General features: G+C 71.1%; 19 protein-coding genes and 1 pseudogene. 16 read left to right on the forward strand and 4 right to left on the reverse strand.

Annotation, left to right across the window (positions count from 1 at the left end):
• Positions 1–6: 6 nt before the first annotated feature.
• The 7 genes and pseudogenes from AC0IWM_RS15175 to AC0IWM_RS15205 all read left to right on the forward strand — a co-directional run bounded on the left by AC0IWM_RS15175 (position 7) and on the right by AC0IWM_RS15205 (position 5,758).
• The gene (locus AC0IWM_RS15175) at positions 7–780 is read left to right on the forward strand and encodes a hypothetical protein (protein ID WP_471756315.1); all 774 of its coding nucleotides are present in this window, start codon (positions 7–9) and stop codon (positions 778–780) included.
• Between the two features lie 117 nt (positions 781–897).
• Positions 898–1,428: pseudogene (locus AC0IWM_RS15180) on the forward strand (glycosyltransferase family 61 protein); the annotation flags it as partial.
• A gap of 25 nt (positions 1,429–1,453) precedes the next feature.
• Positions 1,454–1,627 carry a hypothetical protein gene (locus tag AC0IWM_RS15185; RefSeq protein WP_471756442.1) on the forward strand — a complete coding sequence of 58 codons (174 nt, stop codon included), beginning with the start codon at positions 1,454–1,456 and terminating at the stop codon, positions 1,625–1,627.
• A gap of 103 nt (positions 1,628–1,730) precedes the next feature.
• Positions 1,731–2,270, forward strand: a complete 540-nt coding sequence (locus tag AC0IWM_RS15190; RefSeq protein WP_471756317.1) for an ankyrin repeat domain-containing protein — start codon at positions 1,731–1,733, stop codon at positions 2,268–2,270.
• Positions 2,271–2,341: 71 nt separating this feature from the next.
• Positions 2,342–4,108 carry an outer membrane protein assembly factor BamB family protein gene (locus AC0IWM_RS15195; protein WP_471756319.1) on the forward strand — a complete coding sequence of 589 codons (1,767 nt, stop codon included), beginning with the start codon at positions 2,342–2,344 and terminating at the stop codon, positions 4,106–4,108.
• Positions 4,109–4,202: 94 nt separating this feature from the next.
• On the forward strand, positions 4,203–4,625 hold the full coding sequence (locus AC0IWM_RS15200; protein ID WP_471756321.1) for an acyl-CoA thioesterase: 423 nt from the start codon (positions 4,203–4,205) through the stop codon (positions 4,623–4,625).
• Positions 4,622–5,758, forward strand: a complete 1,137-nt coding sequence (locus AC0IWM_RS15205; protein WP_471756323.1) for an endo-1,4-beta-xylanase — start codon at positions 4,622–4,624, stop codon at positions 5,756–5,758. Before AC0IWM_RS15200 ends, AC0IWM_RS15205 begins: the two co-directional genes overlap by 4 nt.
• A gap of 4 nt (positions 5,759–5,762) precedes the next feature.
• Here the strand turns inward: AC0IWM_RS15205 and AC0IWM_RS15210 are convergent, their stop codons facing one another.
• Both AC0IWM_RS15210 and AC0IWM_RS15215 read right to left on the reverse strand, forming a co-directional pair.
• Positions 5,763–6,671 carry an alpha/beta hydrolase gene (locus tag AC0IWM_RS15210; RefSeq protein WP_471756325.1) on the reverse strand — a complete coding sequence of 303 codons (909 nt, stop codon included), beginning with the start codon at positions 6,669–6,671 and terminating at the stop codon, positions 5,763–5,765.
• 111 nt (positions 6,672–6,782) lie between these two features.
• Positions 6,783–7,736 carry a lytic transglycosylase domain-containing protein gene (locus AC0IWM_RS15215; protein WP_471756327.1) on the reverse strand — a complete coding sequence of 318 codons (954 nt, stop codon included), beginning with the start codon at positions 7,734–7,736 and terminating at the stop codon, positions 6,783–6,785.
• A 138-nt stretch (positions 7,737–7,874) separates the two neighbouring features.
• Here AC0IWM_RS15215 and AC0IWM_RS15220 point away from each other — a divergent pair, with 138 nt between their 5' ends.
• The 4 genes from AC0IWM_RS15220 (at position 7,875) to AC0IWM_RS15235 (ending at position 11,402) form a co-directional block, all read left to right on the forward strand.
• Entirely contained in the window at positions 7,875–9,503 is a 1,629-nt protein-coding gene (locus tag AC0IWM_RS15220) for an ABC transporter ATP-binding protein (RefSeq protein WP_471756329.1), read from the forward strand.
• Between the two features lie 10 nt (positions 9,504–9,513).
• Positions 9,514–10,734 carry a phosphopentomutase gene (locus tag AC0IWM_RS15225; RefSeq protein WP_471756331.1) on the forward strand — a complete coding sequence of 407 codons (1,221 nt, stop codon included), beginning with the start codon at positions 9,514–9,516 and terminating at the stop codon, positions 10,732–10,734.
• Between the two features lie 20 nt (positions 10,735–10,754).
• Positions 10,755–10,946, forward strand: a complete 192-nt coding sequence (locus AC0IWM_RS15230) for a DUF1192 family protein (protein ID WP_471756333.1) — start codon at positions 10,755–10,757, stop codon at positions 10,944–10,946.
• A 237-nt stretch (positions 10,947–11,183) separates the two neighbouring features.
• Complete coding sequence (locus tag AC0IWM_RS15235) at positions 11,184–11,402, forward strand: hypothetical protein (RefSeq protein WP_471756335.1); 219 nt, start codon at positions 11,184–11,186, stop codon at positions 11,400–11,402.
• A gap of 10 nt (positions 11,403–11,412) precedes the next feature.
• On the opposite strand, the gene AC0IWM_RS15240 is transcribed toward AC0IWM_RS15235, so the two are convergent.
• Positions 11,413–12,525, reverse strand: a complete 1,113-nt coding sequence (locus tag AC0IWM_RS15240; RefSeq protein ID WP_471756337.1) for a helix-turn-helix transcriptional regulator — start codon at positions 12,523–12,525, stop codon at positions 11,413–11,415.
• A 231-nt stretch (positions 12,526–12,756) separates the two neighbouring features.
• Between AC0IWM_RS15240 and AC0IWM_RS15245 the strand changes: the two genes are divergently transcribed.
• From AC0IWM_RS15245 to AC0IWM_RS15265, 5 genes are all read left to right on the forward strand, one after another.
• On the forward strand, positions 12,757–13,398 hold the full coding sequence (locus tag AC0IWM_RS15245; protein ID WP_471756339.1) for a TetR/AcrR family transcriptional regulator: 642 nt from the start codon (positions 12,757–12,759) through the stop codon (positions 13,396–13,398).
• An 87-nt stretch (positions 13,399–13,485) separates the two neighbouring features.
• On the forward strand, positions 13,486–13,938 hold the full coding sequence (locus tag AC0IWM_RS15250) for a DUF2852 domain-containing protein (protein WP_471756341.1): 453 nt from the start codon (positions 13,486–13,488) through the stop codon (positions 13,936–13,938).
• A gap of 195 nt (positions 13,939–14,133) precedes the next feature.
• Entirely contained in the window at positions 14,134–14,775 is a 642-nt protein-coding gene (gene upp, locus AC0IWM_RS15255) for a uracil phosphoribosyltransferase (RefSeq protein WP_471756343.1), read from the forward strand.
• Positions 14,776–14,848: 73 nt separating this feature from the next.
• Positions 14,849–15,859, forward strand: coding sequence for an NAD(P)H-quinone oxidoreductase (locus AC0IWM_RS15260; RefSeq protein ID WP_471756345.1), 1,011 nt, complete (start codon positions 14,849–14,851; stop codon positions 15,857–15,859).
• Positions 15,860–15,990: 131 nt separating this feature from the next.
• Positions 15,991–16,293, forward strand: coding sequence for a hypothetical protein (locus tag AC0IWM_RS15265; protein ID WP_056473427.1), 303 nt, complete (start codon positions 15,991–15,993; stop codon positions 16,291–16,293).
• A 25-nt stretch (positions 16,294–16,318) separates the two neighbouring features.
• Here the strand turns inward: AC0IWM_RS15265 and AC0IWM_RS15270 are convergent, their stop codons facing one another.
• Positions 16,319–17,200 (reverse strand): 3-hydroxybutyryl-CoA dehydrogenase, encoded by an 882-nt coding sequence (locus AC0IWM_RS15270; RefSeq protein WP_471756347.1) that lies wholly within the window; start codon positions 17,198–17,200, stop codon positions 16,319–16,321.
• Positions 17,201–17,338 lie beyond the last annotated feature (138 nt).

Genomic DNA, 17,338 nt, shown 5'->3' on the forward strand with positions numbered 1-17,338 from the left:
GGCCGGATGTGGCGCGCGCTCCGATCCGCCCGCCCGGAGGGCGCCGCACGGGGCGATATATCGCGCCTCGCGACGCTGCCGGCGGTCCTCGCGATGGCGACGCGGCCGAGCGCGATCCTGATCCTGAGCGATCACCTCGACCCCGGCCTCGACGCGTTCGCACGGCGCTTCATCCATGCGCCGATCTGCCTGGCGACCGGGAATCCGAACCTTGCGCAGCACCCACCGGCCGGCGTGACCGTCGCGTGCGGCGACCTCGAAGACCGCCGATGGCTGCGTGCGCTGGCCGTCGCGCACGGACCGAGCCTGATCGTCGATCAGCGCGCCGGCTCCGAAAGGACGCTGGCCCGGGCCTTCACCGTTCTCTTCCCGGTCCTCGCCCAGGGGGGCGTCTACGCGATCCAGGGCCATGGAGGGCCGTGGGACCGTCTCCGGGCCTGGAGCCGGTCGGCGCGGGCACTCGACAGGCGCCTGGCGGCCGCGGGCGGATCGGCTCGTCGCCGGGACGGCGACCGGATCGCCGGCAAGCCGGACGCGGTGCCCCGACCGATCCGCCTGCGTCCCGCCGCCGAGATCCCGGCGCCTCCGGCCGTCGCCATCGACGCGCCGCGCTATCGCCGGGCGACGGCCGTGCTGATCGGCGCACAGCCTGCGGTCGCGGATTTCGCCGCGCGGTTTTCCGGCTCCGAGGCCGTTCCGCCGGAGGCCCGGGTCTACCGGTTCCCGGAAGCGATCGTCTTCGGCATCGCCCTGGTGCAGGTCGGCGACACCCTGGTTTAGGAGAGCCTGATCAACCGCGACCGCAACGGCTACCTCGGCGCGCTGTCGCTCGGCCCCGACGGGACGGGCACAATTCACCATACCCTCCCGCGTCCCCGCCGGATCGCTGGTCGCACCGTGCATCTCTGGCAGCTCTGGGCGGAGAATTACGGGCACTGGCTCATCGAGTGCCTGCCGCGGCTCCACGTGGCCGCCCGGGCCGGCCTCCTCGACGGCGCCAAGGTCACCGTCCAGGCCATCCCGTCGATGGAGGCACTGTACCGGGAGTCGCTCTCGGCCCTCGGCATCGGCGCCGACAGGATCGTCTGGCTGACGCAGCGCGAAGTCGTGTTCGAGGAGCTGGTCTATCCCACCCCGGTCACCCTGCAGCCGATCACCAAGTCGCCCCTCGTCATCGACGCCGCGCGGGATCCGCGCGAACGGATCGGCCCGCCGCCCGAGCCCTTGCCGGAGCGCATCTATGTGAGCCGCAACCGCAACGCCCGGCGGCGGCTCGTCAACGAGGCGGAGGTGGTCGCTCTCCTGGCGGAGCGCGGTTACCGAACCGTGCATCCGGAGACGGAGTCCTTCGCGCGTCAGATCCAGCTCTTCGCCGCCGCGCGCTTCGTCGTCGGCGGCATGGGGGCCGCCCTCAGCAATCTCGCCTTCTCCGCGCCCGGGGGTGCGCTGCCTGATGCTCACCAACCAGGACATGCTCGACGACTTCTTCCTCGACCTCGCCGGCCTCGTCGGCGGGAGCTACGTCTCGATCCACGGCGACAGCATCGCGCCGGAACTCGGCATGCAATCCGACTACACCATCCCGATCGAAACCCTGCGCGAGACCCTCGACCGGCACGGGTTCTGAGCGGCGGCGCAGGCGAGAATTGCGCGCGCGTTGCTCGACACCGAGCCGAACGGAGCTAGGTTCCGGGCCAGCCCCCTGCCGCATCCCCAGACCGGACGGACCGATGGATCCCGCGACGCCGCCGAAGCCCGAGCTCGACGCCGACACCCTGGCCTTCGCCGCCCGGGTCTTCCAGTACGCCCGGATGGGCCGCGCGGAGGAGCTCGCGGAGCTGTTCGGGCAGGGCCTGCCGGCGAACCTGCGCAACGACAAGGGCGACAGCCTGCTGATGCTCGCGGCCTACAACGGACAGGCCGAAGCGACCCGGGTGATCCTCGAGGCCGGCGGCGACCCCGAACTTCACAACGACCGGGGCCAAACACCGCTGGCCGGCGCCGCCTTCAAGGGCGAAATGGACATCGCCGGCCTGCTCCTCGCCCACGGCGCCGCGGTCGACGGCACCGGACACGGCAGTCGCACTGCGTTGATGACCGCGGCGATGTTCAACCGCACCGAGATGGTCGCACTGCTCCTCGACCACGGGGCCGACCCGGACGTTCGGGATGGCGCCGGCCAGACCGCCGCCGCCCTGGCGGAATCCATGGGGGCGGCCGACACGCCCGCGCAGCTTGCCCGGGCGAAGCGCCCGGGCACCACCGGCTGAGCCGGAACGTTCCCGTCCCACGATCTGCTGCGGATCGCCAGGCCACGGGGCGACCGAGGTGAGGAATGTCCATGCCGAACACAATCCGTCGCGGCCTCGCCGCGCTCCTCGTCGCGTGCCTGCCCTGTGCGGCCCTGGCCGCCGACGACTGGCCGATGTTCGGGCGCGACCACACCAACCAGCACTTCTCGCCGCTCACCGGGATCGATCGGGACAATGTGAAGGCTCTGCGCCCGGCCTGGATCTTCCAGACCGGAATCACGGGCTACTTCCAGGCGGAGCCCGTGATGGTGGGCGGGACGCTCTACGTGTCGACCACCCAGAACCACGTCGCCGCCCTCGATGCGCGCAGCGGGCGCGTGCTCTGGACCTACACCCACAAGGCGCGCACGGAGAAGATCTTCGGGCCGCCCTCGAACCGGGGCGTCGCCGTCTCCGACGGCAAGGTCTTCGAGGCCACCATGGACGGACGGGTGATCGCCCTCGACGCCGCCACCGGCAAGGTCCTGTGGGACCACGAGGCGGTGCGCCCGGAGGAGGGTGAGTCCGAGACCGCCTCGGCCCTGGCCGACACGCTCGGGGCCGGTGCCGTCCAGGGATCGAGCCGCCTCGGCTTCAAGATGCCGCCCCTGGTGGCCGACGGCCTCGTCATCGTCGGCGTGGCCGGCGCCGGCTACGGCCTCCATGTCGAGGACGCCAAGGGCGGCCTCGACGGCGGCGCGGTGGTGGGCATCGAGGGCGGCTATGGCCGCCGGGGCTGGCTCGCCGCCTACGATGCCGCCACCGGCGCCGAGCGCTGGCGCTGGTACGTGACCAAGGCGGATGGCTGGGAGGGCGACTTCTCCGCGACCACGCCGGACGGCGTGCCGCTGCACCGGGACATCGCCGCCGAGAGGGCCACCGCCCCGGCCCATCCGAAGGCCTGGCGGGTGGGGGGCGGCTCGCTCTGGATGACGCCGGCCTACGACCGGGATCTCGGCCTGATCTACGTCGGCACCGGCAATCCGGCTCCGCAGAATTTCGGCCTCTCGCGCCCGGGCGACAACCTCTACACCATGAGCCTCGTCGCCCTCGACGTCCGCACGGGGCAGCTGCGCTGGTACTACCAGCAGGTGCCCCATGACGAGTGGGGCTACGACGTGGCGAGCCCGCCCTTCCTCCTCGACCAGCCGACGCCGCAGGGACCGGTCAAGGCCGTGGCGCAGGGTTCGAAGACGGGCTGGCTCTACGTGCACGACCGCAGCACGGGCAAGCTCCTGGCGAAGTCCGAGCCGCTGATCCGGCAGAAGAACCTCTACGCGCCGCCGACCGAGGCCGGCACCGTGGTGAGCCCCGGCCCCCTCGGTGCGATCTCCTGGCACCCGGTGGCCTACGATCCCCGTGCCGGCACCGCCTATGCCCAGGTCCGTCACGGGGCGACCACCTACGTGGTCCGGACGGTGCCCGCGTCGGGCGACCGCCCGGCAATCCGCTACACCGAGACCACCGAGGCCAAGGGCGAACCGAGCTTCAGCACCCTGACGGCGGTGGACCTCGCCAAGGGCGGGGCGATCAAGTGGACCGTGAAGGGCGGCAGCCGCCTCTCCGGCGGGACCCTGGCCACGGCTTCGGGGCTCGTCTTCTCCGGCGAGGAGGACGGCCTCCTCGACGCCCACGATGCCGAGACCGGCGCCGTGCTGTGGCGCTTCCAGTGTGGGGCCGGGATCGGCGGCCCGCCCATCACCTACGCCCTCGACGGCAAGCAATACGTTGCGGTGGCGGCAGGCGGCGCCTCCTTCACCAAGGGGTCGGGCTTCGGCACGGGCGATGCGCTCGTGGTGTTCGCCCTGCCGGATTGAGGATCTGGCCGCTGCGGGGTTGATGTGACATGACGGCGCGGGCGGCCCACGGCTTGCGTGCCCCGCCCAACCGCAGCCAGAGACCACATCTTCCATGACGACCGACGCTCCCGAACCGCGCCAGCCTGAGGACCGGGGGCCGCCGGTGGTCCGCACCATCGCGATGCCCGCCGACACCAACCCGGCGGGCGACATCTTCGGCGGATGGCTGATGGGGCAGATGGATCTGGCGGCCGGCAACATCGCCGCCCGCCGCTCCCGGGGCCGCTGCGCGACGATCTCGGTGGAGGCCATGACCTTCCACCGCCCCGTCATCGTCGGCGACGAGGTCAGCATCTATGCCTGGATCGTGCGCGTCGGCCGCACATCCATGGGCATCCAGGTCGAGGTCTGGCGCCGGGAGCGCGAGGGCGAGGAGACCATGAAGGTGACGGAAGGCCTGTTCACCTTCGTGGCGATCGGACCGGACCGCCGGCCCCGGGCAATCCCGCCGGAGAGCGAGACCGCCGGGGCGTGAAGCCCCCCGGTCCCACCCGTCGGGCTCTCGTCGGCGGCGCGTTCTGCCTCGCGGCGAGCCCCGCTTCGGCAGCCGCGCCGTCGTGGTCGGCGGACAGTCTGCAGGCGGCGGCGGCGCGCAAGGGCGTGGTCTACGGTTCGGCGGTGAACGGGGTGACCCTGCGCCAGGACCCGGCCTACGGACGGGCGCTCGCGCGCGAGGCCGGCATCCTCGTGTCCGAGAACGCGATGAAGCTGACCTATGCTTGGCGCGCGCCGGATGCCCTCGACTTCACCTACGCGGACGAGGTCATGGCCTTCGCGGAAGGCAATCGCCAGCGCATGCGCGGCCACACCCTGGTCTGGCACGAGGGCCTGCCCGCCTGGGTCGCGGCCCGGCTCGCGGCGGGCGAGGGCGAGGCCTTCCTGCGCCGCTGGATCGGCGCCATGGCCGGGCGCTATCGCGGCCGGATCGAGGCCTGGGATGTCGTCAACGAGATCTGCGGTCCCCAGGACGGGCGCGCGGACGGGCTGCGACGCACGCCGTGGCTGGAGGCGCTCGGCCCCGGCTACGTCGATCTCGCGTTCCGCATCCAGCAGGCGGTCGCACCGGGCGCGGCCGGGGTCTGGAACGAGAACGACCTCGAACTCGACGCGGACTGGATCGACCAGCGCCGCGCGATGGTGCTGCGGACCCTCGAGGGGATGCGGCGGCGCGGCGTGCCGATCCGCCGCCTCGGCCTGCAGGGCCACCTCTACGCGAGGCACCCGCTGAACCAGGACAAGCTCCGCCGCTTCCTGAAGGAGGTCGCCGGCCTGGGTCTAGCCATCGAGGTCACGGAGTTCGACGTCAACGACCGGACCTATCCGGCCGCGCTCGGCGCCCGCGACCGGGCGGTGTCCGACCTCGCCCGCCGCTTCCTCGACGTGGTGCTGGACGAGGCGGCCGTGCTCAACGTCCTCACCTGGGACATCACCAACCGCAACACCTGGCTGAACACCAACCCGGAACGCCGGCGCGCCGACGGCCTGACCCAGCGCGCCCTGCCGCTCGACGAGCGGCTGGCGCGCACGCCGCTCTGGTCGGCGATGCACCGGGCCTTCTCGGAGGCGCCGGACCACCGCAGGGCACGGGAGGGCCTGCGCGGCGCCTGAGCCCCTAGCGGGCGATCATCCGCGCCTGCTGCGGCCGGTCGCCGGCATGCTGGCGCAGGAACGCCGCCATCTCGGCGAGTTCGGGCGCCTTGGAGCGGAAGGTCACGGACAGCGCCAGCAGCGTGTCGGCATGGTCGAGGCCGGCATAGATCCGCTCCTGTACCGGCACGCGGACGGCGCGCAGGCGGGCGGCGAGATTGCGGGTGTTGGACGGCCGTACCGTGGTGTCGCCGTCGCCCGAGGCGAGGAAGGCCGGCGGCGAGTGCGGCCCCGCGAAGGTGATTGGCTGGGTCGCGGCCTTGTCGGGAGCCTCGCCGAACAGCTCCGTGGCGGTGCCGGCATCGAGGGGCAGGAAGTCGTAGGGACCGGACAGGCCGGCCACCGCGCGGATCACCCGCGGGTCGACGCCCGCCCGGCGCAGGTAGGCGGGGTTCAGCCCGAGCATCACCGCGCTGTAGGCGCCCGCCGAGTGCCCGGCGAGGACGATCCGGCTCGGGTCGCCGCCATAGGCGGCGATGTTCCGCTCGACCCAGGCCAGGGCCTGCGCGCCGTCGTCGAGGAAGTCTGGGAAGCGGACCTCCGGGTAGAGCCGGTAATCCGGCAGCACCGTCACGAAGCCTTGGGCGGCCAGGGCCTGGCCGACGAAGGCATAATCTTCCTTGGCGCCGTTCTTCCAGGAGCCGCCGTAGAAGAACACCAGCACGGGCGCCCCGGTGGGGCCGGCCACGGGCGTGAACACGTCGAGCCGCTGGCGCGGATGCGCGCCGAAGGCCGCGTCCTTCAGGCTGAGCCGTCCGCCCTGGTCGCGGGGACCGATCGCATCGAAGAAGGCGAGGGGCGAGCAGGCCGTGATGCCGAGCGCGACGAGCGCGAGTCCGGCGAGGCTTCCAAGGACGGCGAGAACCCGGTTCATGCAACTCTCTGTTGGGGCGTGTCCCCCCTGTGACAGGGCTGGCGCGGCGGATTCATGGCGTTCCGGACCGTCCCGGCGCGCCCCCGACGGCGTCGCGGTCCGATGTCACAGTCAGGTTCTCAGAACGAGGCAGGCACCGCCGACCTGCCGGATTTTTCCGCAAAGCCCGTCGGCGGCCTCGCGGCTTTGGGCCGGAATGCGGACGCGGTAGAAGGCACGCGTGCCGCGGCTGCGCAGGCGGGTTCCGATGATCATCGGACGAACATCGCCGATGACGCTTGTATAGAGCTTCCGTGTCCGCGCGAAGCTCTGCAGGGCCAGGGACTTCGAGAAGTTTCCGGCGAGCTGGATGCCCCAGGGCGCCGCCGGTCCCTCGTTGCCGCCGAGGGCGAAGCGGTCGCCGCGCGACGGGATCCGCAGGGCCGCCGTCACCTTCAGGCAACTCGTCTCGGTCTCGGCCTTTGCCTCGGAACTCTTCGTTTCGGAACCCTTGGTTTCCGAGCCCTTGGCCGCCGGGTCCTTCGCCTTCGGCTCGTCGCCCTCCGGCATCTCGACCGCGGCACCGGGGCGCCACGCTTCGGCGGGCGAGCCGGTGATCGCCAGCACGTAGTTGCGGGTCTCCGCCGGAAGGCCCCCGGTCCCCGCGAGCCAGGCCGAGACCCGGCCCGGCCCACCGTTATAGGCCGCCGCCGCGAGGCCGAGATTGCCGAATTGCCGGTTGAGATCGGCGAGGAGGTGGGCCGCGTGCGGGATCGCCTGCTCGGGGTCGAACGGGTCGGTCAGCCCGCGCTCGCGGGCCGTGCCGGGCATGAACTGCGCCACCCCCTGCGCACCCACGGGGCTCACCGCGCCGACGCGGAAGGCGCTCTCGCGCCAGATCAGCCGCGTCAGGAACGGCACGGGCAGGCCGCGTGCCTTGGCCGAGCCCTCGATGAGGCGGCACAGGGCCTGCTCGACCGTCTCGGTCGCCGCCTCGGCGGCGGCATTCGCCGGCCGGGCCGCGAGGGGGAGAACGAGGAGCAGGGCGAGGAGGGCTGCGGCGAGGCGGCGGAGGAACGAGGTCACCGGCGGGTTGTAGAGCGTGCGCGGCGCCGATCAATTACAAAGGGCGCCGACCGCGGCGCATCCGCGTTCGCCGATCCGGGATGCCCACGCTATAACGGAAGGGGCGACGACCTCCGCCGCGCTGCAGAACAGGCCTCGATGCCCGAAACGCTCCTCGACGTTCAGGACCTGTCGGTCGCCTTCCGCTCGCGGGAGCGCGAGACCCGCGCCGTGGACCGTGTCAGCTTCACGATCACGGCCGGCGAGACCCTGGCCCTCGTCGGCGAATCCGGCTCGGGCAAATCGGTCACCGCCCTCTCGATCCTGCGCCTCCTCGACGGCAGCGCCTATCATCCCGGCGGCCGCATCCTGTTCAAGGGCGAGGACCTGTTGAGCCTGCCGGAGAAGCGGCTGCGCGGCATCCGCGGCGCCGACATCACCATGGTGTTCCAGGAACCGATGACCTCCCTGAACCCGCTGCACACGATCCAGCGGCAGATCGGCGAGGTGCTGGAGGTGCATCGCGGCCTGTCGGGCCGCAAGGCGCGGGCGCGCATCCTCGAACTCCTCGAACTCGTCGGCCTGCGCGACGCCGAGCGCCGCCTCAACGCCTATCCGCACGAGCTCTCGGGCGGCCAGCGCCAGCGCGTGATGATCGCCATGGCGCTCGCCTGCGAGCCCGACCTGCTGGTGGCCGACGAGCCGACCACCGCCCTCGACGTGACGGTGCAGGCGCAGATCCTCACCCTGCTGGCGGACCTGCAGAAGCGCCTCGGCATGGCGATGCTGTTCATCACCCACGACCTCGGCATCGTGCAGCGCATCGCCGACAACGTCTGCGTCATGCTCGCCGGCCGCATCGTCGAGGCCGGCCCGGTGGCGGAGATCTTCGCCCGCCCGCAGCACGAGTACACCCGGCGCCTGCTCGCCTCGGAGCCGAAGGGCCGGGCCAACCCGATACCGGAGGACGCAGCGCCCCTGCTGGAAGCCGGCCCCCTCAAGGTCTGGTTCCCGATCCGGGAGGGCCTGCTGCGCCGGACGACCAGCCACGTGAAGGCGGTGGACGGTGTCTCCCTGCGCGTCCGGGCCGGCGAGACCGTCGGCGTCGTCGGCGAATCCGGCTCGGGCAAGACCACCCTCGGCCTGGCGCTCCTGCGCCTCACCGGCTGCGAGGGGCCGATCGTCTTCCTCGGCCGCTCCATCGCGGGCCTGCCGCCCGCCGCCATGCGCCCGGTCCGCCGCGACATGCAGGTGGTCTTCCAGGACCCCTACGGCTCGCTCTCGCCGCGCATGACGGTGGCCGACATCGTCGCCGAGGGGCTCGTGGTCCAGGGCGCGGTGAAGACGCGGGCCGAGCGCCAGGCGGTCGTCGCCAAGGCGCTGACCGATGTCGGGCTCGATCCGGCGACCATGAACCGCTACCCGCACGAGTTCTCCGGCGGCCAGCGCCAGCGCATCGCCATCGCCCGCGCCATCGTGCTCAAGCCGAAATTCGTGGTGCTCGACGAGCCGACCTCGGCCCTCGACCGTTCGGTCCAGGCCCAGATCGTCACCCTCCTGCGCGACCTCCAGCGCGAGCGCGGCCTCGCCTACCTCTTCATCAGCCACGACCTCAAGGTGGTGCGGGCGCTCGCGAACTACGTGCTGGTGATGCAGAACGGCCACGTCGTCGAGGAGGGTCCGGCCGAGGCGATCTTCGCCGCGCCCCAGACCGCCTACACCCAGGCGCTGTTCGCCGCCGCCTTCGATCTTCAGAGCGACGCCGTCGCCGACCCGATCCCGGCCTGAGGGAAGCCCGATGGCCCGCGCCTTCCTCATCGTGCTCGATTCCGTCGGCATCGGCGGCGCCCCGGACGCCGACCGCTACGGCGATGCCGGGTCCGACACGGTCGGGCACATCGCCCGCGCCTGCGCCGAGGGGCGCGGGGACCGGGCCGGTCTGCGCGCGGGGCCTCTGGCACTTCCGAACCTGACCCGCCTCGGCCTCGGCCTCGCCGCGAAGGGCGCGACCGGTGCGGTGCCGCCGGGCCTCGACCTCTCCGGTGATCCGGCGGGGGTCTACGGCCACGCGGTCGAGACCGCCGCCGGCAAGGACACGCCCTCGGGCCACTGGGAGATCACCGGCGTACCGGTCCGCGATCCCTGGGGCTACTTTCCCGTCGCGGTCCCGACCTTCCCGGCCGCCCTGACCGAGGCGCTGATCGCGCAGGCCGGCCTGCCGGGCATCCTCGGCGATTGCCACGCCGCCGGGGTCGCGATCATCGACGGCCTGGGCGCCGAGCACGTCCGGACGGGCAAGCCGATCTGCTACACCTCCGCCGACAGCGTCTTCCAGATCGCGGCGCACGAGGACAGCTTCGGGCTGGAGCGCCTCTACGCCACCTGCCGGATCGCCCGCGATCTCTGCGATCCCTACCGGGTCGGCCGCGTCATCGCCCGTCCCTTCGTCGGCAGCACCGCGGAGGGATTCCGGCGCACCGCCAACCGCAAGGACTACGCCGTCGAGCCGCCCGGCCGCACCCTGCTGGACGTGCTGGACGCCGCGGGCCGGAGCGTCGTCAGCGTCGGTAAGATCGGCGACATCTACGCCCACCGGGCGACGGGCCGGGAGATCAAGCCCGGCGGCAACGCCGCCTGCCTCGACGCGGCGCTCGCGGCCTTCGCGGCGCTGCCGGAGGGCGGGCTCGTCTTCCTCAACCTCGTGGATTTCGACACCGAGTACGGCCACCGCCGCGACGTGCCGGGTTACGCCGCCGAGCTCGAACGCTTCGACGCGCGCCTGCCGGAGATCCAGCGCGTCCTTCGCCCCGGCGACCTCTGCGTGATCACCGCAGACCACGGCAACGACCCGACCTGGGCCGGGACCGAGCATACCCGCGAACAGGTTCCCGTGCTGGCCTTCGGACCGGGGATCGCGCCGGGATCGATCGGACGACGCGAGAGCTTCGCCGATATCGGCGCGACCCTGGCGCATCATCTCGGAACGACCCGGCTGGATGCGGGAACATCCTGGCTCTGACGCACGATTGGGAGACCATCATGAGGGACGAGGACGACCGAGCCGCCGGACAGACCATCGCGCACCGGGTCGGCGAACCCCTCGACACGTTGTCCGTCGAAGATCTGGAAGAGCGAATCGCGCTCCTGCGCTCTGAGGTGGAGCGCCTCGAGGCGGCGCGCCTCGCCAAGAAGGTGGCCCTCGAACGGGCGAGCTCGCTGTTCCGCCTGTAAAAGCCATGTGGCCGAAGGATTTGTGACAAACTTCCATCTTTGAGTTTTGTGACAAACTTCCATCTTCGAGGAAGGAATTTTCAACCTCCCCCAAATGGGGGATGAAGGGCCGCTGCCTGCGGGCTTCACTGTCGCCCGTAACCACGAGCGAGGGCGGTCATGCTTGAGAAATGGACGAGGGCGCCCTGGATGCGCCGGCGGCTTGCACGGCACGTTCAGCGCGGCACGAGCGATCGGGTGATCGCGTTGCTGATCAATCCCGCGACGGCGGCCCAGCCGAGCCAGACCCTGAACGACGCAGGCCCGTCCGCGGAGCTTCGGCCGAGCGAAATTCCCGCACGCGAGATCCGGCAGGCCGGCATGAGCCCCGATCCGGCCACCCCGTACGATCTCTCGAACGTCATCCTGTTCCGCGCCCTGGCCTTCGATCGGGCCGACGGTCGCGACGCCCGGTGACCGCGGGCGATCACCGGACCAGACTGAACCCGGAGATCAGCCGGGCGAGATCGACCTGACGGGTGACACCGGTCTTGGCGAAGATCGCCTTGACCTGACTGCGGATCGTGCCCTCACCGACGCTCTGTTGCGTGGCGAGGAGCGAGATGGTGGCGCCGTCGGCGATGCCGCGCGCGATGCGCGCCTCGGCGGCCGTGAGGTCGAACAACCCGGCGAGAAGCTCGGTGCCGGGGACCGGACGCGGCAGGACCGGTGCGGCGACCATCAGCAGGGTGCCGCCGCCGAAGACATCCTGGGCCAGGCCGCGCATGGGCAGCAGGTGCAGGACCATGGCCGGGTCATCGTCGCCGGCCGGGATCGGGATCGACCGCGCCGTCTGCGCCCGCCGTCCCGCGAGGACGTCGGCCAGCAGCGCATCCGCTCCCGGATGGGCGAGGGTGATCCGCTCGCGGTGATCCCGCACCACCCGCGGGACGAGGCCGGCGAAGCCCTCGTTGCGGTCGTGCAGGCGCCCGCTGGAACCCAGCACCGCGGCGGGCAGGCCCATCACCTCCAGGGCGCTCACTGCCGCCCGCGCACGCTCCAGCTTCAGCCGGGCCGAGACCAGGGCGGCCCGCCCCAGATGCGGCCGCAGGGTGTCGAGGACCTTGATCACGGCATGGGGCACCGGGCCGTCGACGTAGCGCCGCTCGACGCTGAAGATCAGCGTGTCGCCGGTGGTGAGCGGGCAGGCGGTGGCGACGCCCCAGCCCAGGCCGCGCGGGCGCAGGAACTGCTGGATCAGGACGTCCTGCTCCAGTTCCGCCTGGGTGTAGACGTCCTCCTCGCGGATGAAGCCGGCATGCCGGGCACCGAGGAGCCGCGCCGTGCGCTGGCCGGCGCCGCTCCAGCCCCCGGCGGCGAAATCCGCCATGACCTGGTCGAGCGACGCGGAATTGATCCACCGATGCGACTCGAGGTCGGCCGCGATCAGCACCGTGCCCTGGGCGCCGGCGATCTCGGCGAGCCGGTCGAGCACCGCCGGCCACAGTTCGGGCAGGACCGCAGCCTCGTAGATGAGGTCCGTCAGGGTCTCGAAGTCGTCCCGTCCCGATCGATCCTGCACGGCCCCCTGCACCCACATGTGTCTGAATCGTAAACACCATGCGGTCAAAGCGCGGCTCGCGGCAAGCTGGGTCGCCGGCAAAATCCCGTGTTCCGCCCATGGGATAACGGAAACCGAGGGCGATTCGGAACCGCCCGGCCTCGGCAGGGCTCGAAAGCTGCGCCCTTCGTGTTAGGGGAGGGGATCAGGGGGAACCTTGAGCCCATCCGACCGGTCATGTCGATTCGGAGCGGGGGCGGGGAGTTTGGCGTGCGGCACTGGCGAGAAGGACCGGGCGACCGGCGAAGCTACCACCACGGCAACCTCAAGGAGGCGCTGATCGAGGCTGCGCGCCGCTTCATCGCCGAGCGTGGGATCGGCGGCTTCACGCTGGTGGATGCCGCGCGCCTCGTCGGCGTCACGCCCGCGGCCCTCTACCGCCACTTCCGCGGCCGGGAAGCGCTCCTCGAAGAGGTGGCGGGCCGCGGCTTTGCCGATCTGGCCGAGCGCCTCGCCCGGGCGCTCAGCGCGAAGGGTACGCCCCTGGAGCGCTTCACCCGGATGGGCGAGGCCTACCTCGCCTTCGCGGAGGAGGAGCCGGGCTACTACGCGGCGATCTTCGAGACACGCGGCCTCGCCGCCGCGATCCCCAACGAGGCCGCGTCGACCCGGCCGAGCCCCTTCGATCTCTTGGTCGAGGCGCTGCAATCGACGTTTCCCGAGGGGTTCGGCGGTGCCCCGCCGCGCTTCATCGCCCTGGAGGTCTGGGCCCTCGCGCACGGCCTCGCGACGCTCTCGGCCTCCGGGCACCTGCCGAAGGCGTCCGGCATGCCGGACAAGTACGAACTCCTGCGAGCCGGCGTCCTCGCCCTCGTCCACGGTGCGGCGGCCGGCAACCGGTCCCGGGAATAAGGGCCGCTGGAACCTGACCGCCCCTTGAAAGCGCACGGGACCATCCGCAAGTGAATGTCGTTCACATTTACATTGGAGCCGTGAGCCGTGAGCTTCTCTTCCTCCCCCTTCACCACCGGGAAGGTCTGCCGTAGCGGCCCCTTCCCCAAGCGGTCCCTCGAAATCGGCGCGATCGTCGTCGCCTTCGTCTACTGGTGGCCCCTGGCCGCCGCCTACGTCGCCTGGAAGGTGGCGGGGTATCCTGCGCTCGGCGAATTGCGGGGCCTGGCCGGCCGCGGTCTCTCGTGGAACGCGGGCGCCACGCGCTCGCGCTTCGCCGCCGCGTTCGAGGCCGCCAATGGCGGCAGCACGGGCAACCGTGCCTTCGACGATTATCGCCGGAGCGAGATCGAGCGCCTCGAGGCCCAGCGCCGCGCCCTTCAGGAGGAGAGCCGCGCCTTCGCCGAGTTCGTCGAAGAGCTGAAGCGGGCCAAGGACCGCGAGCAGTTCGACGCCTTCATGCAGAAGCGCCGCAGCGCGGACACCACCCGCTCGGTCTGACGCACGAGTTCATCTCCCTGCAACACGAGGGCTTCCGGCGCAGGCCGGAAGCCCTTTTTCGTGCGCGCGGCCGAATCGAACACCCTCGCTCGCGCTGCCGCGATGCTCTAGGAACGGTCCCGGTCTTGCCTCGGACCCGCCGTGCCGTGGATCCGAGCTCGGCCGCCTCAGACCTCGGCTTCTTGGAGATCAGCGATGCAGGCAGAAGCCGCGACCGTCCGGGTGGTGGATCACCCCCTGGTGCAGCACAAGCTGACCCTGCTGCGCCAGCGCGAGCGCTCGACCAAGGGCTTCCGCCAGATCCTCAACGAGATCGGCATGCTGCTGGCCTACGAGGTCACCCGCGACCTGCCCCTGGAATCCGTGACGATCGAGACGCCGATCCAGGCGATGGAGGCGCCCCAGATCGCCGGCAAGAAGCTCGTGCTGGCGCCGATCCTGCGCGCCGGCGTCGGCTTCCTCGACGGCATGCTGTCCCTGGTGCCCTCGGCCCGGGTGGCGCATGTGGGCCTCTACCGCGATCCCGAGACCCTGGAGGCGGTGGAATACTACTTCAAGGCCCCCTCGGACCTCGTCGACCGGACAGTGCTGGTCCTCGACCCGATGCTGGCCACGGCGAATTCGGCGGTGGCGGCGATCAATCTCCTGAAGCAGCGCGGGGCGCAGGACCTGCGCTTCGTCTGCCTGCTCGCCGCTCCGGAAGGCATCGCCCGGCTCCAGGCGGCCCATCCCGACGTGCCGGTCTGGACGGCCGCCATCGACAGCCATCTCAACGACCACGGCTACATCGTGCCGGGCCTCGGCGATGCCGGCGACCGGATGTACGGGACCCGCTGAGGCCCGGAACGGGCGCGATCTTGCCAAGCGCGGCTCCGGCGGCACATGACGGGGCTCCGAGGAGGAGATCCCGATGACAGCCAGCCTGCCCGAGACCATGCGACAGATCCGCTTCGACGGTGCCGGCGGGCCCGACGTGCTAGCCCTGGAGACGGTGCCGCTGCCGCAGCCCGGTGCCGGCCAGGTCCTGATCGAGGTCGTGGCCGCCGGCATCAACCGGCCCGACATCCAGCAGCGCGAGGGCAAGTATCCGCCACCGAAGGGCGCCACCGAGATCCCCGGCCTCGAGGTCGCCGGCCGCATCGTCGCCCTGGGCGAGGGCGTCTCCGGATTCGCCATCGGCGACGAGGTCTGCGCCCTGGTGATCAGCGGCGGCTATGCCGAGTTCGCCGTGGCGGAGGTCGGCCAGTGCCTGCCGAAGCCGTCGTCGCTCTCGCTGGTCGAGGCCGGCGGCCTGCCGGAGAACTACTTCACCGTCTACAGCACCGTGATCGAGCGCGGCCGCCTCAAGGCCGGCGAGTCCTTCCTCGTCCATGGCGGATCGAGCGGCATCGGCTCGACCGCGATCCAGATCGCCAAGCACCACGGCGCCCGCGTCTTCGCCACCGCCGGCTCGGCCGAGAAATGCGACTTCTGCCGCGAGCTCGGCGCCGAGGCCGCGATCAACTACCGTGAGGACGATTTCGTCGAGGCGGTGAAGCGGCTGACCGACGGCAACGGAGTCGACGTCATCCTGGACATGGTCGGGGCGCCCTACCTCGCCAAGAACCTCTCGGCCCTGGCGATCGAGGGCCGCCTCGTGCAGATCGCATTCATGCAGGGCTACAAGGTCGACGCCTTCAGCATGACGCCGATCATGATGAAGCGCCTGACCTTCACCGGCGCGACGCTGCGGGCCAGGCCCAAGGCCGAGAAGGCGGCGATCGCCGAAGGCCTCGCCCGCGATGTCTGGCCGCTGCTCGAGGCCGGGACCATTCGCCCGGTGATCCACGCCACCTTCCCGCTGGAGGAGGCGCGCAAGGCCCACGCGCTGATGGAATCGAGCGCCCATCTCGGCAAGATCATGCTGGTGACCGGCCGCTAAGACCGGACCCGGGCGGAACTCCGCTCTCGACCGTCGCGTTTCAGACCCGAGCCAGAATCACGAGCGGGATTCACGGGAATCGACGCTCGGGTCGAAACATCGGTCTTCAGGACCGTTCAAGCGAGGATCGCATGGTCGAGAAGTTACACGGTCAGGAAGCCCGGCAGGGCAAGCGCGGCAAGCCAGTGCTCTACGTCCTCGTCGCCAGCCTCGTGCTGCTCGCGATCGCGATCACGGGCCTGATGACCTGGCAGGGCGCCAACTCGCCGAAGGACTATGCCAGCCAGAGCCAGGACGCCTCGCGCCAGGAAGTCACCGGCTCCGTGAAGGGCAGCTCGAACGCCACGTCGTCGTCGAACACCGGTTCGGTGCCGACCGCGAACCCGGCCTATCCGAGCCCGGCCCAGCCTGCCGCCAACGGCAACAAGCAGTAGGACGGATCGTGCGTGCCGGTCCGCCTCAGCGGGTCGGCACGGGCGTCTCGCCGCGATAGTCGTAGAAGCCGCGCTTGGACTTGCGTCCGAGCCAGCCGGCCTCGACATACTTCACCAGCAGCGGACACGGCCGGTACTTCGAGTCGGCCAGCCCCTCATAGAGCACCTGCATCACCGACAGGCAGGTATCGAGACCGATGAAATCGGCCAGCTGCAGCGGACCCATCGGGTGGTTCGCCCCGAGGCGCATCGCCGTGTCGATCGATTCCACCGAGCCGACGCCCTCGTAGAGAGTGTAGATCGCCTCGTTGATCATCGGCAGCAGGATGCGGTTCACGATGAAGGCCGGGAAATCCTCCGACATCGTCGAGATCTTGCCGAGCTTGGCGATGAAGGCCTTCGCCGACTCGTAGGTCGGATCCTCCGTCGCGATGCCGCGGATCAGCTCGACGAGCTGCATCACCGGCACCGGATTCATGAAGTGGATGCCGATGAAGCGCTCCGGCCGATCGGTCGAGGCCGCCAGGCGCGTGATCGAGATCGACGAGGTGTTGGTGGCGATTAGGGCGTCCGGCCTCAGGGACGCGCAGAGCGTGCTGAAGATCTGGCGCTTGGTCGATTCGTCCTCGGTGGCCGCCTCGATCACAAGGTCGCAGGGCGCGAGGTCGTCGAAGGTCTCGGCCGCCACGATGCGGGAGACGGCGTTGCGGCGCTGCTCGTCGGCGATGCTGCCCTTGGCGACCTGACGTGCCAGGTTGCCGTCGACGGTGGCCAGGCCGTTGTGGATGCGGGCCGGGTCGCGGTCGTTCAGGCGGACGTCGAGCCCTGCCATCGCGCAGACATGGGCGATGCCGCTTCCCATCTGCCCGGCGCCGATGATGCCGACCGTCCTGATATCGATGCCCATCGTCTGCACTCGCACCCCTGGGGCATGCCTCCGTCGCGCTCCGGGCCCCCCGCCCGGCCGCCGAGGGCGCCCGCCTCGCTTATAACGTCCCGCGGCGGCAGCGTCCTAGAGCAATTCCATGCCGGAGACGCCGTTCGC

It is taken from the genome of Methylobacterium sp. AC433, assembly GCF_979253015.1.